Source organism: Candidatus Nanosynbacter sp. TM7-074 (genome assembly GCF_041006295.1).
Classification (GTDB): domain Bacteria; phylum Patescibacteriota; class Saccharimonadia; order Saccharimonadales; family Saccharimonadaceae; genus Nanosynbacter.
On record NZ_CP158487.1, the window covers coordinates 101,241 to 117,558 of the forward strand.

A 16,318-nucleotide genomic window follows, 5' to 3' on the forward strand; every position below is an offset into this window, starting at 1 on the left:
TATAATATTGATATGAGTGAAGATGAACTAAAATCTATGAGACACAGTTTGGCGCATATTATGGCTCAGGCTGTTCAGCGTTTATGGCCTCAGGCAAAGTTTGGCGTAGGTCCAGCTATTGAGAATGGTTTCTATTATGATATATATCTTGATGGTGCGACAATTTCTGAAGATAGTCTGCCGAAGATAGAAAAAGAGATGCGAAAAATAATATCTGCTAATTATCCATTCGAAAGGCGAGATGTGGCAATAGATGAGGCTATTGATTGGGCTAAGGAAAATCAGCAGAACTTTAAGATTGAGCTATTAAACGACCTTAAGCGGTCTGGTACTACCGTTGCTAGTGAATTATCTGGCGAGGATATTGGCTCTGCAAATGAAGCTCCTAGTAAGGTCAAGGCCGTATCTTTGTATTCGCAGGGTGACTATGTCGATTTGTGTAGGGGTGGACATGTTGATAGTACAGGTAAGGTCGGTGCGTTTAAGCTGACTAAGGTTGCTGGCGCATATTGGCGTGGTAATGAAAATAACCTGCAAATGCAGCGTATATACGGCGTAGCATTTGCCACCCAGGAAGAGCTAGATGAATATTTGGAAAATATAGAGATTGCAAAGCAGCGCGATCATAGAAAGCTGGGTAGGGACCTTGATTTATACACGACCTCGCCACTAGTGGGTGTTGGCTTGCCACTATTTACACCTAGAGGGACTATTTTACGTGAGGTGATGTCTCAATATTCAAATCAGTTGCGGCAGAAATTCGGTTTTGAGAAGGTGTGGACTCCCCATATCACAAAAAAAGATTTGTATGAAAAGTCGGGTCACTGGGCAAAGTTTGGTGAAGAATTGTTCCTAGTAAAGAGTCAAGAGACTAGTGATGAAATGGCCCTCAAGCCTATGAATTGCCCGCACCATACACAGATTTTTGCCTCACGTCCACGAAGTTATCGAGATATGCCAGTAAGATATCTGGAGACGACAACTGATTATCGTGATGAAAAGACTGGAGAGCTAGGTGGATTAAGTCGTGTTCGTTCATTGACACAAGACGACAGTCACGTCTTCTGTCGGCCAGACCAGATTGAGGAGGAGATTAATAACTTGTTGTCGGCGGCTCGTGAACTGTATGAGTCAATTGACATGAAGCTAAGAGTTCGCCTGAGTTATCGTGACGATTCTGATTCATACTTAGGTGATATTGACCTATGGGACTCTGCACAAGGTCAATTAAAGTCAGCCGTTGAGAGAGTGGGCCTAGATTACTTTGAGCAGGAGGGCGAAGCGGCCTTTTACGGTCCAAAAATTGACTTCATGGCGACTGATGCAATTGGTCGTGAACATCAGGTGGCAACTGTGCAGTTAGATTTCGTACAACCTCAGAGGTTCGGGCTGGAGTATGTGGACATTAATGGCAACTCTACAACACCTGTTATGGTCCACTGTGCTTTACTAGGTTCGATTGAGCGATTTTTGAGCGTGTTTATTGAGCATACAGGTGGTTGGTTTCCATTCTGGGCAGCTCCAGAGCAGGTGCGTATTTTGACCATTAATGATTCTGTATTAGGCTATGTTGATAAAATAACAACTATTTTGTCAGAAACTACCCTAACTAAGCCCGTTAAGTATAATGATGTAAGATTTACATTAGACCTAAGAAACGAGTCTTTGGGTAAAAAGATTAGAGAGGCGACGTCTATGAAGATACCAGTTCAGCTTATAGTAGGACCAAAGGATATGGAAGCGGGCGAGGCTAGTGTTCGAACTCAGACTGGCGAGGAAAAAATTCCTCTAGAGAACCTCTCTGGATATTTAAAATCTTTATAAGGAGAGTTTTTGGAAAATATAAAAGTTGATAATCTCCGGGATAGAGTATATGTACTGATGGCTCTATTGCCGTCCGATAAGGTGACTACTTACGGAGATATAGCAGCTATGGCTGGACATCCCTATGCAGCCAGACAGGTTGGAGAGATTGCTCATGGCGGACCGAGTAATTTGCCGTGGCATAGGCTTGTTAATTCAAGAGGGGGTTTGGCTGTTGGTTTTCCTGGAGGGCAGTGTGCGCAACGGTTGATGCTGGAGCAGGATGGTATTTTGTGCGATGATCGTTACAGGGTAGCTAATTTTAAGGAGCGAAGATGGCGTCAGAATTGATAGGCAGTAGTTCTAAGTTGCCGTTAATTGTAATTGTTGGTCCAACTGGTAGCGGGAAAACATCTCTGGCGGTACGTTTAGCCAAGAAGTATGGTGGCGAAATAATCTGTGCCGACAGTAGAACTGTCTATAGGGGTATGGACATCGGTACTGCAAAGCCCTCGCTTCATGAGCAACGGATTGTACCTCACTGGGGTATTGATTTGGTGGATCCAGGAGTTTCTTTCAGCGCTGCACAGTTTAAAGATTATGCTAATCGTAAAATTGAAGAAATTAGAAGCAGAGGCAATGTGCCTTTTCTTGTGGGCGGTACCGGTTTGTATGTTGATGCAGTTGTTTTTGACTTTGAATTTGGTAATGATTATGACAAAGACAGGCGTAATAAGCTGCAGAAAATGACTGTAGAGCAGCTTCAGGATTATTGTATTAAACAGGATATCTCTTTGCCAGAAAATAATAAGAATAAAAGATATCTGATTAGGTCAATTGAATTGGCTGGACAGGAAGTGTCTAGGCAGCCCACTCCGTCGAAAAGCACTATTATTGTTGGAATTACAACAAAAAAAGATCTACTAACGCAACGGATTACAGGTAGAGCAAAAAAAATGTTCAATGATGGTGTTGTCAAAGAAACAATAATATTGGGATGTCAGTATGGCTGGACTAACGAAGCGATGACTGGTAATGTTTATCCGATTATTAAAAAGGTAGTAGATGGAAGTATGGATCAGTCGCAAGCGGTCCAAGAGTTTATAAAAAGGGACATAGGTCTTGTGAAGCGTCAGCTAACATGGTTTAGGCGCAATCCGTTTATTGAGTGGGGAGATATAGATTCATGCGAACACTATTTGTCACGATTATTAGATGACAAGTAAAAAATATGTTACAATTATAGTGCAATGATTGATTCATTATTTGGTTCAAAAACAAGAGTAAAACTACTGTATTTATTTCTTAATAATCTGGAAAAATCGTTCTACGTAAGAGAAATTACTAGAATGATTGATGAGCAAATAAATTCTGTTCGTCGTGAATTGGCGAATATGGTTTCTGTGGGCATTGTGAAGCAGGATGCTATAGATAATAAGTTATATTACAGTGTGAATGAGGATTATCCTTATGTGAAGCCTCTTATGGTGATTTTCTCTGATAAAAATAATGATGATAAAAAGCCGGCAAGTGTTTCATGGGAAGATTCAATAAAGAGAATACGAGGCTTAAAAATAGCTATAACTGCTGGAAAGCTGGATATTGGCTCTATCGCCTCTGTTGATTTGCTCCTGGTTGGCGATAACATGTCTGCGGTAGCAATAAAGAACTTGATAAAAAGAATTGAGAAGGCTAAGAAGAGTGAAATAAATTATGCTATAATGACGTATGATGACTTTTATTATAGGATGAGCGTCAAGGATAGGTTTATAATGGATATGATTAGGAACAAACATTCAGTATTGTTAGATACAGAAGGTATAATGAGAAAGGAGTAGGGATGTTTGAGATAGAATATAAGGGCGCCAACGCTGTTGTCATTAATACAAGAAAGCTTCGTGTTGTCTTTGATCCAAATTTAGAGATTGCTGGTGGTAAAAATGTGCCCATTAATAACGATATAGAGGTGGTCACTGAAGATAGGCTCTCCAATGTGGAATCATCGCCAAAGTTGCTTTTTAATGGACCTGGTGAATATGAGGTTGGGGATATATCTATATTAGGTATCCCTGCGCGTAGGCATATTGATGCTGGTAGTGATGTAAGAAAAACTACAATTTACAGAATTACAGTCGGCGACGTTAAGGGTGTGGTTGTCGGTAATGTGGAGGATGGACTTTCTGACGATCAGCTAGAGAATATTGGCGTTGTAGATTTTGCAATATTACCCGTAGGAGGTGGTGGCTATACACTGGATGCCGTAGGTGCAACTAAGGTGGCTCGCCAGCTTGACGCTAAGGTGGTTATTCCAGTACATTATAGGGATTCAAATTTAAATTATGAGGTTCCGCAAGCTGACTTGGATGAGTTCGTGAAGGCCTTGGGGGCTCCGGTCATTGAGGCTGGGCAGAAGTGGAAATTAAAGAAGTCTGCCGATTTGCCTGGCAGCTTAACGATTGTAAAAATATCTAGAAGCTAGTCTTTGCAATAAATTAAAATCACCCCAGTATTTAGCTGGGGTGATTTTAATTTTAGAAGTTCGTAAATAGATATTTACTTGCCAGGCGTACTTAAGATGCCTTTTTTCTTCAAAGTACGAATCGCTTGTGTGCTTAAGGTCATGGTGATTTTCTGACCATCAACAACAAAAGTTTTCTTTTGAAGATTTGGCTTGAAGACACGCTTGGTGCGGCGCAAGGAGAAGCTGACATTATTGCCATACTGCTTGCCTTTGCCTGTTAAATCACATCGTGATGCCATTTCCACTCTCTTTACTTTATTATTGATAACAATCTTTATTATTGTAGCGACATTTATGTAATTAGTCAAGATGGCCGGTTGGTGCTATAATAGCACCTATGGTTTTGGAGATAATAATAGTTATAGTCGTTATACTGCTATCTATGACCATCCATGAGGCTATGCATGCATTTATGGGTTATGCTTTGGGTGATGATACAGCCAGACAGGAGGGCAGGCTAACATTAAATCCAATAAGACACATTGACCCTTTTATGACCATATTGCTGCCGCTAATGATGGTGCTGTTGCACGGGCCAATTTTTGGTGGTGCTAAGCCGGTTCCATTTAATCCAAATAGGGTACGCTTTGGTGAGTGGGGGGCTGCATTAGTGGCTCTTTCTGGTCCAATTACTAATCTACTAATTGCTTTTATCTTATTTGGTTTGGGGGTGATTTGTGGCATTATTACTTCCGGGGGAGTGATACAGCCAACTATATATGGGATGGTTATCTCCACTGCTGTATCTGTAAATTTAGGATTTTTTATTTTTAATATGCTACCAATCCCACCGCTAGATGGATCGAGAATTTTGTATGCTGTAGCGCCAGAGGGGGTTAGGGTTATTATGCAAAAAATTGAGCAGCAGGGCGCTCTTTTGGTGCTAGTTCTTGTTTTACTGTTTTCTGGTGCGGTGGGTCAGGTAATGTTTGGCTGTACTCGGGCTATATTGCATATATTTATGATGATTTTTGGTGTATAATATTAGTAGACCCTAGGTTTTTCCGTGGGCGCGTATGATTTTCCTAACATCATATGATAGGGAGCTCTAATGATTTATTACTGTGGTAATACTTTGCGGGCACCCACCTTGCATCTACGCGGGGAATATCGAGCGCTCACGGAAAAGCTTGGGGTTTTAATGGTATAATGGATAGGTAGCCTGTTGGGTAGTCGCTTGAGTTAATCTTAAGAGGAAAGTCCGGGCAGTGAAGGATGACGGCAGTCGCTAACGGCGACCGGGGGAGACCCTAGGGAAAGTGCCACAGAAACGAAACTACCTCTATTTATATAGAGGAAAAGGTGAAACGAGTGAGGTAAAAGCTCACAGTCGTCTACGGTGACGTAGATGGGAGGTAAACCCTGCCGACTGCAAGGAGGTCTGCATGCAAAGAGGAGTCCACTCGTAGACCGATAACCGCTTGATTTGTTTGGCAACAAGCAAACTAGATAGATGATTACCCTAGACAGAACCCGGCTTATAGACAGGCTATAAGAAAACACCCTGATATGACACAGGGTGTTTTCCATTATGGCTAGGAGGTTATATTATAGGCTAGCTTTTACTATCTCGGCAAAAGCTTTTGGCTCGCTAACTGCTAATTCAGCCAGAATCTTTCTATCAATCTCAATATTTTTGGACTTCATAGAAGCTATTAGCTTGCCATAAGTTGTGCCTTCCTGGCGAGCGGCTGCGTTAATGCGGGTAATCCATAGTCCACGCAAATCGCGTTTTTTATTGCGGCGGTCACGATAAGCGTATTGTAGGGCACGAATAACCCCTTGTTTTGCTAGACGAAAACTTCTAGTACGGTTATGTTGCATCCCTGCGGCTGCTTTTAGAATCTTCTTATGTTTGGCGCGTGCGGTAACTCCTCGTTTTACTCGCATAATTATACTCCCATTGCTCGACGAGCATTCTTAGCCATCGAACCAGTTACGGTTGCTGTTGTATTTATTGCGCGCTTACGGCTTTTTGACTTCTTAGCCAAAAAGTGACCGCCAAATGCGCGCTGGCGTGTCAATTTGCCGGTACTGGTCAGCTTAATTCTCTTCGCAGTGCCTTTATGGGTCTTTAGCTTTGGCATTACTTACTCCTTATTACTACGCTCAGATTGCGACCAGCCATCTGAGGCTTTTGCTCTAATATTGCATCGTCACTAAGTTGATCCATGACTTTGTCAATCAATTCGTAGCCAATTTCTTTGTGGGCCATTTCGCGCCCCTTGTAAACTACTTGTATGCGAACTTTGTGTCCGTTTTCCAAGAATTTACGGATTTTTTTCAGCTTTACCTCAAGATCTCCAGCTCCTATCTTTAGACCAAAGCGCATTTGCTTTAAGTCTCCAGACTTTGCTTGCCGTCGGTTTTTTTGCTGATCTTTCATCTTCTGGTACTGATATTTGCCCCAGTCAATGATTTTTGCAACTGGCGGTTTGGCTCCTGGCGATATTTCAACTAAATCAAGATTCATGTCCTCGGCCTTTTTCAAGGCTTCTTGAAGCGACATGATTCCCAGCTGCTCGCCGTCAGGACCAATTATCCGCAGTTCCTTTGCACGGATTGCTCCGTTGATACGGATTGACTTATTAATCTCTGGCTCTCCTTTTGAAGCAATTTTAGATTAACTCAGTTGCTATTGTAACAGAGATGTTTATTATTTTCAAGGATGTAATTAGTTAATGTTAATTTGTCTATACTGCAGACTTTCGGCGATATGTGAAACTTCTATCGAGGTTGAATTTTCTAGGTCGGCTATTGTGCGGGCAACTTTAATTACTTTAAAATAGCTGCGCGTGCTTAAGTCTAGTCGCCTAGCTGCGTTAATCAAGAAGGCTTTCGTAGCGGCTGAAATAGATGTAATTTTGTCAACATCGCTACTTGAAAGGTCATTGTTGTATTTATAGCTACATCCATATCTAGTTTTCTGAATGGCACGAGCTTGAGAAATTTCAGACAAAAATAATGAATGTTGTGATTTTATCAACGAGCTATTACTGAGTAGCTTTTCGTGGGGAACTCTTGAAACTGATACGGTTAAGTCTATGCGATCAAGTAGCGGTCCTGATAGCTTTTTTTGATAGTTAAGGATTTGATTTTGTGAGCAGATGCAGGTTTTGTCTGAGTCACCAAGAAACCCACATGGGCAGGGATTCATAGTGGCAATCAATAAAAAATTGGCAGGAAAGTTGAACTTACCGTTAGCACGACTCACTGTGATCTCGTGGTCTTCTAGGGGCTGGCGTAGCGACTCTAAGATATTTCTGGGATATTCTAATAGCTCATCTAGGAATAGAACACCTCGATGCGCCAGACTGATTTCTCCGGGTTGTATCCTTGATCCGCCGCCGATGATGGAAGCTCTACTAGCGGTGTGGTGGGGTGATCTGAATGGGCGCTCTCTAATGGTACTGCTGATAGTGTTAGTATTGCCCAGGTTGTGTAGTTTGGTAACTTCAACGATTTCAGTTTTTGATAGTGGGGGTAATAGGTTTTTTAGAGATTTTGCTAGCATAGTTTTTCCTGATCCCGGAGGGCCAGATAGCAAAATGTTATGTCTTCCAGCTACGGCAATCTGAATGGCTCTTTTAGCCTGTTCCTGTCCATAGATGTCGTCAATTGTCGTCTTGTCTTCTGGCGTGTTAGTTTCTATTTTATTTTTAGTTCTATTTATTGATTTAATGAACTTCTCCTTTTTTAAGTGTAGGAAGAGAGATTTGAGATTGTCTACTGGGAATATTTCAACACCGGGAACTAGAGATGCTTGTTCTGCGTTCTGGGCTGGCACGAATACTGATTTAATTTTGTGGTTTTTAGCAACCTCAGCTGTGACAATTGCTGATCGTATTGGTCGTAGGCTACCATCTAAGGCTAGTTCACCTGCAAAAATTGCACCTTCTATGTCGTTTTGAGTTAGCATACCTCCTATACACAAGATGGCTAGTGCTATTGGCAGATCAAACTGTGATCCGTCTTTTGGCAGTTCCGCTGGAGCTAAATTAACAATTAATTTGCCCTTTGGAAAATCTAGGGATGAATTTTTTATTGCACTGTGTACTCTATCTCGAGATTCATCAATAGCCTTGTTGCCCATACCTACGATTTGTAGGCTAGGTAGCCCCTTTGACATGTCGCCTTCAACCTCAATAATCTTTCCAGTGAAACCATAGGGTGTGGCTGAGACAACTCTGCTTACCATAAGTCTATTAAAACATAAGTGTATAGATTTTTAAATGAGGCAGTGGTATAATCATTATTAATGTGCGGGGCTGATATAGCTTTCGACAATTGGACTTTATCAAGATATTCTGCGAGCCGACGATACGCGTAACGTATGATTTTAGATGCAAGAACATCTTTGAAAGATCGTGTTGCTGCATTCTTTGATTCGTTCAAAGTTGCTCAGCCGGTCGCTATCGCTGCTTAGTTTTTAGCGATCATCCTAGCATCGTGGCAACAGCCGATGTGTAGGGTGTCATATATATGTTGCTAGCTGCACGCTCGGAAGCGGCGGGCATGCGGGACTTTTTCCGCGTAACGAAACTTGGTTTTTTCGACTCATTTTTTAGCCAGGTGACGTTATAAAATTTTTAAATGAGCCTATGTTCGTAGACGAGTATCATGATACCAGTTGGACCCGGGGGCAGTACCCGGCAGCTCCACCATGTATATTTGATTCGGCCGAGAGGCCGGTTTTTTATTTGGTAAGTAATGTAGGCTGCAAAAAAACAACCACCTGCGAGTAGTGGTTGTTTTTAAAAAGTGGAGTTTTACAAGTTCTTTTTATTTTTGGCTTCTGTATAACTTTTTTATTCAGAAGCTACCCCCATAATAAGTCATAGAAATGCTTATGTCAACAGTATTTTTACAAAAAACCTAAGTAAAAAATACTACACTCACTATCCTCATTATTTATCACCGTCTATGGTGGCGAGGTGCTATAGAAGATTGATTTGTAGTTGATCGTTTGTATCACCTGAGAGTTTTGTCTTAGGGTGGTTTGTGCCATAGTTTGCTGGGGTAAAGACGTTATTTGTATAGTCGGGTCTATGGCTTATGTCTTAATATATTTTGAGCTGGCTTGTAATGTCCAGGGCGATTGTATAATTTTGGAATAATCACTATTTGATATGACGTAATAATTATTTAAAAAAGTATGCACGATAGTCGTGTCCGTGGCGATGAAAAGAAGAAAAAAGGGGGGCGATATGATTGTAAATATTTAATATATTCTGATTGACAAAAATACTTAGTTTATTTTGTGAGTTATCTAAAGATTTGTACTATAGATTTATATAGGTAAAAAATAAATGAACCAATGTTATCGAGTTCGTACGTGTTGGCGAAAATTTAAATTGCACCTTCTGTAATGACTTTAGCTACCTTGGCATGGGTATCATTATGGGACTGCAATAGGGCAGTATTCGTAATATTGTTGTAAAAAACACTTAAGTAGACAAAATTATATTTACCACTTTAACAGATGATAATTTTAACAACAGCTAATAATAAGTAAATATTACAATAATTTTTAATAATGTTTTGGTTGACATAATAAATGGGTTGTGCTAGTATAAACGTAAGCTTTTATTGGAAACTAAAAAGCAAAAAAACACATTAATAATTCATAAATAAAGACCCAACATTTAAGAGTAAGTACTTGACGGACAATTGGCTGCATGATTTTTATAATGACGCAGCCAATGCTCCGCCTTTACGACAACACAAATTGTAAAAGCGTTGAGCGCGCGGCTAGTACCGCATGCATCCAGTTAATCCTCGTTAAGATGTTAGCGATTATAATACTGGGTGTATGCAGAGGAACGCCGCAGGGATGCTCCTTAATTAAGGAGCGGTCAATCGCCTCGAGCGGTAGCTAAAAGCAGCTATAGACACCCGCGCCTAATAGTTATTTTTTATCGGCGGATGGTTGTGTTTATTTCTGATAATACTATCGCTCAGGCTTCTTGTTTATAGTATTATGTGAGTATGGGGATAAGAATAGTTAGTCTCATTGCATTGGTTGCCACGATCTTTATTGCTGTTTTGTTGAATGCGACTAATCCAAGTAGTGCGGGTCCGTTTGGAATTTTGGCATTTTTTACGTGCTTGTATATATTGTTTATCTGTATAGTCTATGTGATATTTTTAGTTTCGGAGCGAATAGCTGCGAACTTTTTTGATTTTAATAAAATCTCTGAGAAGTCTAAGTATAAAATATATTATTATTCTACTATGATATCTCTTGCTCCGACTATTTATGTTGGGATGCAGTCAATGGGCGGTGTTGGGTTTTTCGAAGTAATGCTGCTGGCGATTTTTGAGCTTTTGGTGTGCTTTTTTATACATAAAAGATACTAATATCTCGGAACGCCTAAACGTATGCTTTTAAGTGGTGACGTGATACAATGTATATGTATGAATCCGGAATTACCACAAGTCAGCAGGAATACTGAGGCACAACCCCATATATTTATGGGTGGCGATAATGGTGTAGAAAGTACAACAGAAAGTCCTGAACTGATATCTGATACAGAGCGTAGACAGTCTTCTACTGTTGAGCGATACAATAATATACCAGTAGCATTGCCCGTCGATGACACCGATGACTCAGCCGCTCTTCTGAATGATGATAAAAATACAACATCAGTAAATGCGGGTTCGACTTCGGTCTCTAGCGACGATACGCCATTAGTTGCAGCAGACGAGGATCTAATTGAAAAAGAGTGGGTAGATAAAGTAAAAAAAATTATAATTTTAACGAAAGATGACCCTTATGAGAGAAGTAGGGTTATTACCCAGCTGCAAATTGATTATTTGAAAAAAAGGTATAATAAAACGTTGGGTAAAGATTATAATAGTGGTGAATAGGTTTTTATATGGGTGCGGGTCCTCTGATTGTTAGTTTTATAGTAATAGTTATTATTGCGGCTGGTATTGCGGTGGCTTTTCTTCAGTATCGTAATATGCTTAGGGAGGCTAAAAATTACGAACGTGGGCTGAAAATGGTGCCACTACTTATTCATTTACCGCCAACTAGCGAAGATGTTAATGGTTCCAATAGAGACGAGAGAGACCTTACGGAAGAGGTCTTGTCCCAAGCTCAGGTGATGTACAACATCATCTCAAGTACGGCTACGAAAGGGTTTAAAAGTAAGGTTTATGGACAGCGTCATATGTCATTCGAGATTGTTGCGCGTGGTGGGCTTGTCCATTATTATGCTGTAGTTCCGTTAGTGCTGGTGGATGTTATTCGTCAGGCTGTGGCGGCGGCTTATCCATCTGCTCGACTAGAAGAAGTCACTGATGCTAATATATTCAGTAAAGTGGGAAAAATGAGCGGTACTATAGGTGGTGAATTTACTTTAAAGAAGTCATTTGTATATCCGATATCTACTTACCAAGAGTCAAAAAGGGACGCTTCTAGGGCACTTTTAAATGCATTATCTTCTGCTTCTAGAGAGGATGGCATAGGTGTTCAGTTCTTATTGAGACCAGCTTATGATGGGTGGTCAAAAGCCTCAGAGTCTCATATTGATGGTATGAAAAAGAATAAAGGTAAGAAAAAGGGGCTGGCTGGTGTTGCTCCCCTTGATATTATGGAGGCATTATGGAAGCCACCAGAGGGTGGAGATAAGGACGAAGCAAAGAGTCCAGAAGATAAGCAATTGACCTCTTTAGAGCAGGCCGAAGTCGATGCCATTAGTGAGAAGACTAGATATCCTGCCTACGAAGTTCTTATACGTGTTGTAATTTCCTCAAATACCGCAGCTCGTTCGCAGGTATTGCTAAAAAATATTATTGCTGCTTTTTCGCTATTTGATTCCCCTCGTAATAACGGTTTTAAGTTTTCTTTAACGAGAAATGTTGAGGAAATGACAACGGCTTATATCATGCGGTTCTTTCCTCAAGAAGCTCGTAGTAATATTCTCAACAGTGTTGAAATGGCAACATTATTCCACCTGCCAGGATCTAGCGCAATCCCGACTTCACAGGTTAAGCGTCAAATGTCAAAGCAGGTTGATGGACCAACTGACATTCTAGACGAGGGCCTTCTAATCGGCTATAACGAGTTTCGGGGAGTAAAGAAGCCAATCCGTATAGGCACAAAAGATCGCCGTCGCCATGTTTACATTATTGGTCAGACTGGTGTAGGTAAGTCAGTGCTTCAGGAGAACATGGCATACCAAGACATGATGGATGGTCGTGGGTTTGCTTTTATTGATCCGCATGGCGATTTGGTAGAATCATTGCTAGGAAAAGTGCCAAAAGAGCGAGTTGAGGACATCATATACTTTAACCCATCAGATATGGCTAATCCAATTGGGCTCAATATGTTTGAATTTGATACGCCGGATCAGAAAGATTTTTTGGTTCAAGAGGCAATTAATATGCTATACGGGTTATACGACCCGGGACATACAGGCATTGTTGGTCCTCGTCTGGAGCATATTTTTAGAAACTGTGCATTACTGCTGATGGCAGACCCCGCAGGTGGAACATTTATTGATGTGCCAAAGTGTCTTATTGATCCAGAATTTGTTAAGAGTAAGCTGAAATATGTAAAGGATCAGCAGGTTATTGATTTTTGGACAAAGGAATTTCCGGCATCTCAGCGTTCGAATGAAGCCGGCGAGGTTGTTTCGTGGGTTGTGGCAAAGTTTGGCCCATTTATCTCTAATGATGCTATGCGTAATATTATTGGTCAAACAAAATCTGGCTTTAATCTGCGTGAAATTATGGATAATAATAAGATTTTACTAGTTAACTTGTCGAAGGGCAAGATGGGGGAGCTAAACTCCAAGTTGTTGGGTATTATCTTTGTGATGAAATTTCAGGCGGCGGCAATGTCGCGGGCCGATATTCCAGAGGACCAGCGAGTTGATTTCTCATTATATGTCGATGAGTTCCAGAACTTTGCTACAGACAGCTTTGAATCTATTCTATCAGAGGCTCGTAAATATAAATTAAGCCTTATTATGGGTAATCAGTTTATGACCCAATTAACCGATAAGATACGTGAAGCTATCATTGGTAACGTTGGTACGGTTATCTCTGGGCGTATTGGTGTGACGGATGCAGAATTGATGGTTAAGAAGTTCCAGCCGACTTTTGATGTTGACGATTTGGCTAAATTGCCAAATTTCCAATCTATAACCTCTGTAATGATTAATAACGTGCCGTCAGCTCCATTCAGTATGAACTGGATCCCTCCGATGGGGCAGGCCAATAACCAGTTGAGAGATGCTCTAGTAAGGTTGTCTGCAGCTAAGTACGGCAAGCCGCGCGCGGTTGTTGAGAAGGAGATTTTCGATAGGCTTAGGAGTAGCCAAGCGCCAAAGCTGAATTCTATGCAGGGCATTTCATCTGCTGGTCAGAAACCCTCAGCCGGAGGTTCGTCTTTCTTGGATGAATGGCTAGCAAAAAGACAGCAGCTAGGCGGAAAGCCTGCGGTAAATCCGGTTACTAAACCCAGTGGCGTGCAAATTTCTTCATCAGCGCAGCAGGTCTCAGATAGCGTGGGGTCGATAAGCAACACTCCTTCTGTGGCTGCTCCGGTGGGCAATCCTATCTCTCTACAGAATAAAGACTCTGAGCGGGAAATAGCTACAGTTAACACTAATAGACTACCTAGTACCGTAGAGCCTAGCCGTCCTGTAGTTAAAAATCGACTTGATTTACGTAGCAGTGATAATGATGACAACGAAGTGACAATTAATTTACGATAATATCGATAGTTAATTAGCGATTTTTTCTATTATTTATGAAGCCTATCCGGGCGTATTCAATGACTGCGCCGATAGACCAACCTGCTACAAATAACACCATCACCTCTGATCCTGATAATAAATAGCCGTATCTTTTCGCAATAAAGTACACAAAAACAGAGGCTATTGCACCCAGCGCGCCAGAAATAATTAAATTAGGGCGGGCAATAGTATTGCCAATGGCGTCACTGGTTTTCTCAACAACTGGATTATGGATAACCTTACTAAATGCCCTGGATGGAGCTGATAATTGATTTTGGACGTTGGTCAGAGTCTTTCTGTATGAGTTATCAATGTCTTTTTTAGTGAGAGGTTTGTCTTCTTTAGTTTCTTTAGACTGATGCTTTTCTGTTTGCTCATTTTCGTGGCGGGTGGCTAGTTTGATAGCCTCGTGCTTGATATTATTCTCATTTTCGGCATTAGATTTTTCTTTTTCTATGGCTTTTTCTAGAGATTCGGCAATCTCAGCAGATTTTTCGTTATTGACGTTATGCCATGCTTCGTTGTCAATAGAATTTTCTGAGGTAGATTTTAATTTTTCACTCATTTTAACCTCCTATAGTGTTCCTGCGGACATATCTCGCCGAACAATTCTAACTTCTTTGTTTAATTGACGTGACCGGGTGTAGAAGAACACTACTACGGCTGAGACAATTCCGGCAAATAGCATATTTTCACTAGCACCAGTTTTTGGCAGCTGAGAAGTTGTTTGCTCGATAACTTTTGGCGCAGGGCAATCTACCTTCGTACTGACGGTATTGCCGAAGGTGTTGTCAATTCGACAATCATAAGACGTTGGATTACTCTTGCCGCTAGCCATAGCTGGTATGTTACTTTTTATTTGGATAGTAAAGCTGCGCTGTTGGGTTTCACCAGGTTTAATCTTAACTGGGTTCCATACTAGAGTTTTTGCATTACCGCTACCAGTGCTGGCGCCTTTATCATCTGTTAGGTTGCCACCACCGGGATCGAATATATCGGCATATTCCAGTAGATCGCTAACTTGATCTTTAAAAACAAACTCCTCTTCTTTTAGGCCTTTGTTCTTTACTGATAGGGTGTAGGTAATGCGATCTCCAGATTTAGCAACTGTTGTCGTTGCATTGGCGTTATTCTGGGTAAGATTGGTTGCATTTTTTGTTTGAACAAATGAAGCTGAGCATCGGCTATCGTTAATCCATATTGTAGAGTCACCGGGGCATGGTTGGCATTGAGGATCGTCTTTCAGTAGTTTAGGATTTTGTGGACACCTTTCTGGCTCTGGTATAGTGAATGTCTTCACGCAGGCATCTGAAGTTTTGTCTCCCAGTGAGCTTTTAACGGTTAGAACTACTTTATAGGAGCCAGGAGTTTTTTCGGTATAGGTGACGATTTTATCATTACTGGTGATAGTTTTTATCAGCGTGTTATTTCGATATATATTATATATATACTGTTGAATAGTTGCGCCATTGGCTGCACTTGCATCAGCAGTTAACTGATAGGCGTCACCATTCTTTTTTATATCTAGAGCGTTACAGGTTGCTACTGGCTTTGGTGGAGTTGAACAGTTTGGGTATGTTCCAACTTGTCCGGTTGGGCAGTGGTGGTTAGGTGGTGCAAATTTTAAGATTAGGTTGCCGCAGTTTAGCATAATTGCAAACCAGCCGGTCCCAGCTGAATAGCCGACGAATGCCCTATAGGTAAAATTCCCCCATAGGTTGTGTGGTCGATAGTAAAAAGTTCGAGCGCCGCCTTGTGAGGTGCGAACAACGTAAGATCCTTCGCCTCTTGAGGCGCCAAAATGAGGAGTGAGGCCCCATGAATAAGTCCCCATATTGCTATTTAAGGTCTGTAAGTTTCCTGTGGCGGCTTCTAGGTCGGAGCGACTAATCCCCAGATGGTTATAGAGATCGTGGATATTGTTAGTGTTAGCATCATAGTGGGCTAATAATTGGGAACCGCTGGAGATTCCGCCATAAATCAGGTCGCTAGAATCAGCGGCATTGGCGGATTCTGGCGGAGAGAATATTGTAAAAGACTGCACGATAAGGGCTAGGGCGGTCAAAATAAGTCCGATTTTTCGTGTAGCTTCCTCTTTACGAAGGCGTTTTGCGTAAAAGCCCAGACTGTGAATCATTGAAGGGCTGTACGGTAGGCGCGAGATAATTTTTTTGAACATTTTGACCTCTTTTGTTTTTATTATAGAACTTTAATTCAACTTTAGCATAAGCATACTAGAAAAGTA

16 protein-coding genes and 2 other RNA genes are annotated in these 16,318 nt (G+C 41.2%); 11 read left to right on the forward strand and 7 right to left on the reverse strand.

What is annotated here, in order from left to right:
• The first annotated feature begins 12 nt into the window (after positions 1–12).
• From thrS to TM074_RS00565, 5 genes are read left to right on the forward strand one after another with little or no spacing between them, the layout of a single operon-like run.
• Positions 13–1,824 (forward strand): threonine--tRNA ligase, encoded by a 1,812-nt coding sequence (gene thrS / locus TM074_RS00545; protein ID WP_369000462.1) that lies wholly within the window; start codon positions 13–15, stop codon positions 1,822–1,824.
• 9 nt (positions 1,825–1,833) lie between these two features.
• Entirely contained in the window at positions 1,834–2,154 is a 321-nt protein-coding gene (locus TM074_RS00550) for an MGMT family protein (RefSeq protein WP_369000463.1), read from the forward strand.
• On the forward strand, positions 2,139–3,029 hold the full coding sequence (miaA, locus tag TM074_RS00555; RefSeq protein ID WP_369000464.1) for a tRNA (adenosine(37)-N6)-dimethylallyltransferase MiaA: 891 nt from the start codon (positions 2,139–2,141) through the stop codon (positions 3,027–3,029). The genes TM074_RS00550 and miaA overlap by 16 nt, the downstream gene beginning before the upstream one ends.
• A gap of 24 nt (positions 3,030–3,053) precedes the next feature.
• Positions 3,054–3,641 carry a transcriptional regulator gene (locus tag TM074_RS00560; RefSeq protein ID WP_369000465.1) on the forward strand — a complete coding sequence of 196 codons (588 nt, stop codon included), beginning with the start codon at positions 3,054–3,056 and terminating at the stop codon, positions 3,639–3,641.
• A 2-nt stretch (positions 3,642–3,643) separates the two neighbouring features.
• Positions 3,644–4,282: an MBL fold metallo-hydrolase gene (locus TM074_RS00565; protein WP_369000466.1), complete on the forward strand. Its 639-nt coding sequence runs from the start codon at positions 3,644–3,646 to the stop codon at positions 4,280–4,282.
• Between the two features lie 74 nt (positions 4,283–4,356).
• Here TM074_RS00565 and rpmB read toward each other — a convergent pair whose 3' ends face one another.
• Entirely contained in the window at positions 4,357–4,563 is a 207-nt protein-coding gene (gene rpmB, locus TM074_RS00570; RefSeq protein WP_010164343.1) for a 50S ribosomal protein L28, read from the reverse strand.
• 143 nt (positions 4,564–4,706) lie between these two features.
• On the opposite strand from rpmB, the gene TM074_RS00575 reads away from it, so the two are divergent.
• Both TM074_RS00575 and rnpB read left to right on the forward strand, forming a co-directional pair.
• On the forward strand, positions 4,707–5,306 hold the full coding sequence (locus tag TM074_RS00575) for a site-2 protease family protein (protein WP_369000467.1): 600 nt from the start codon (positions 4,707–4,709) through the stop codon (positions 5,304–5,306).
• 175 nt (positions 5,307–5,481) lie between these two features.
• An RNA gene (gene rnpB / locus TM074_RS00580) (RNase P RNA component class A) lies at positions 5,482–5,821 on the forward strand.
• A 51-nt stretch (positions 5,822–5,872) separates the two neighbouring features.
• On the opposite strand, the gene rplT is transcribed toward rnpB, so the two are convergent.
• Genes rplT through TM074_RS00600 form a run of 4 tightly spaced genes read right to left on the reverse strand, consistent with a single transcriptional unit; the run spans position 5,873 to position 8,522 of the window.
• Positions 5,873–6,217, reverse strand: coding sequence for a 50S ribosomal protein L20 (gene rplT, locus TM074_RS00585; protein WP_039326851.1), 345 nt, complete (start codon positions 6,215–6,217; stop codon positions 5,873–5,875).
• On the reverse strand, positions 6,217–6,411 hold the full coding sequence (gene rpmI / locus TM074_RS00590) for a 50S ribosomal protein L35 (protein ID WP_010164349.1): 195 nt from the start codon (positions 6,409–6,411) through the stop codon (positions 6,217–6,219). Before rpmI ends, rplT begins: the two co-directional genes overlap by 1 nt.
• Complete coding sequence (gene infC, locus TM074_RS00595; RefSeq protein WP_082001319.1) at positions 6,411–6,941, reverse strand: translation initiation factor IF-3; 531 nt, start codon at positions 6,939–6,941, stop codon at positions 6,411–6,413. The genes rpmI and infC overlap by 1 nt, the downstream gene beginning before the upstream one ends.
• A gap of 57 nt (positions 6,942–6,998) precedes the next feature.
• Entirely contained in the window at positions 6,999–8,522 is a 1,524-nt protein-coding gene (locus TM074_RS00600; RefSeq protein WP_369000468.1) for a YifB family Mg chelatase-like AAA ATPase, read from the reverse strand.
• Positions 8,523–8,588: 66 nt separating this feature from the next.
• Here TM074_RS00600 and ssrA point away from each other — a divergent pair.
• The 4 genes from ssrA (at position 8,589) to TM074_RS00620 (ending at position 14,052) form a co-directional block, all read left to right on the forward strand.
• Positions 8,589–8,988: a transfer-messenger RNA gene (gene ssrA / locus TM074_RS00605) on the forward strand.
• Positions 8,989–10,312: 1,324 nt separating this feature from the next.
• On the forward strand, positions 10,313–10,684 hold the full coding sequence (locus tag TM074_RS00610) for a hypothetical protein (RefSeq protein ID WP_369000469.1): 372 nt from the start codon (positions 10,313–10,315) through the stop codon (positions 10,682–10,684).
• Between the two features lie 57 nt (positions 10,685–10,741).
• Positions 10,742–11,194, forward strand: coding sequence for a hypothetical protein (locus TM074_RS00615; protein ID WP_369000470.1), 453 nt, complete (start codon positions 10,742–10,744; stop codon positions 11,192–11,194).
• Positions 11,195–11,202: 8 nt separating this feature from the next.
• Positions 11,203–14,052: a type IV secretory system conjugative DNA transfer family protein gene (locus TM074_RS00620; RefSeq protein ID WP_369000471.1), complete on the forward strand. Its 2,850-nt coding sequence runs from the start codon at positions 11,203–11,205 to the stop codon at positions 14,050–14,052.
• 13 nt (positions 14,053–14,065) lie between these two features.
• Here TM074_RS00620 and TM074_RS00625 read toward each other — a convergent pair whose 3' ends face one another.
• The gene (locus TM074_RS00625) at positions 14,066–14,638 is read right to left on the reverse strand and encodes a hypothetical protein (RefSeq protein ID WP_369000472.1); all 573 of its coding nucleotides are present in this window, start codon (positions 14,636–14,638) and stop codon (positions 14,066–14,068) included.
• A gap of 9 nt (positions 14,639–14,647) precedes the next feature.
• A complete protein-coding gene (locus TM074_RS00630) occupies positions 14,648–16,252 on the reverse strand; it encodes a hypothetical protein (protein ID WP_369000473.1) in 1,605 nt (534 codons plus the stop codon).
• Positions 16,253–16,318: the final 66 nt, after the last annotated feature.

Excerpts from the sequence above, each read along its gene's own strand:
- thrS (WP_369000462.1), top strand. The coding sequence starts at position 13 with ATGAGTGAAGATGAACTAAAATCTATGAGACACAGTTTGGCGCATATT.
- miaA (WP_369000464.1), top strand. The coding sequence starts at position 2,139 with ATGGCGTCAGAATTGATAGGCAGTAGTTCTAAGTTGCCGTTAATTGTA.
- TM074_RS00560 (WP_369000465.1), top strand. The coding sequence starts at position 3,054 with ATGATTGATTCATTATTTGGTTCAAAAACAAGAGTAAAACTACTGTAT.
- TM074_RS00565 (WP_369000466.1), top strand. The coding sequence starts at position 3,644 with ATGTTTGAGATAGAATATAAGGGCGCCAACGCTGTTGTCATTAATACA.
- rpmB (WP_010164343.1), bottom strand. The coding sequence starts at position 4,563 with ATGGCATCACGATGTGATTTAACAGGCAAAGGCAAGCAGTATGGCAAT.
- TM074_RS00575 (WP_369000467.1), top strand. The coding sequence starts at position 4,707 with ATGACCATCCATGAGGCTATGCATGCATTTATGGGTTATGCTTTGGGT.
- rpmI (WP_010164349.1), bottom strand. The coding sequence starts at position 6,411 with ATGCCAAAGCTAAAGACCCATAAAGGCACTGCGAAGAGAATTAAGCTG.
- TM074_RS00600 (WP_369000468.1), bottom strand. The coding sequence starts at position 8,522 with ATGGTAAGCAGAGTTGTCTCAGCCACACCCTATGGTTTCACTGGAAAG.
- TM074_RS00610 (WP_369000469.1), top strand. The coding sequence starts at position 10,313 with ATGGGGATAAGAATAGTTAGTCTCATTGCATTGGTTGCCACGATCTTT.
- TM074_RS00615 (WP_369000470.1), top strand. The coding sequence starts at position 10,742 with ATGAATCCGGAATTACCACAAGTCAGCAGGAATACTGAGGCACAACCC.
- TM074_RS00620 (WP_369000471.1), top strand. The coding sequence starts at position 11,203 with ATGGGTGCGGGTCCTCTGATTGTTAGTTTTATAGTAATAGTTATTATT.
- TM074_RS00625 (WP_369000472.1), bottom strand. The coding sequence starts at position 14,638 with ATGAGTGAAAAATTAAAATCTACCTCAGAAAATTCTATTGACAACGAA.
- TM074_RS00630 (WP_369000473.1), bottom strand. The coding sequence starts at position 16,252 with ATGTTCAAAAAAATTATCTCGCGCCTACCGTACAGCCCTTCAATGATT.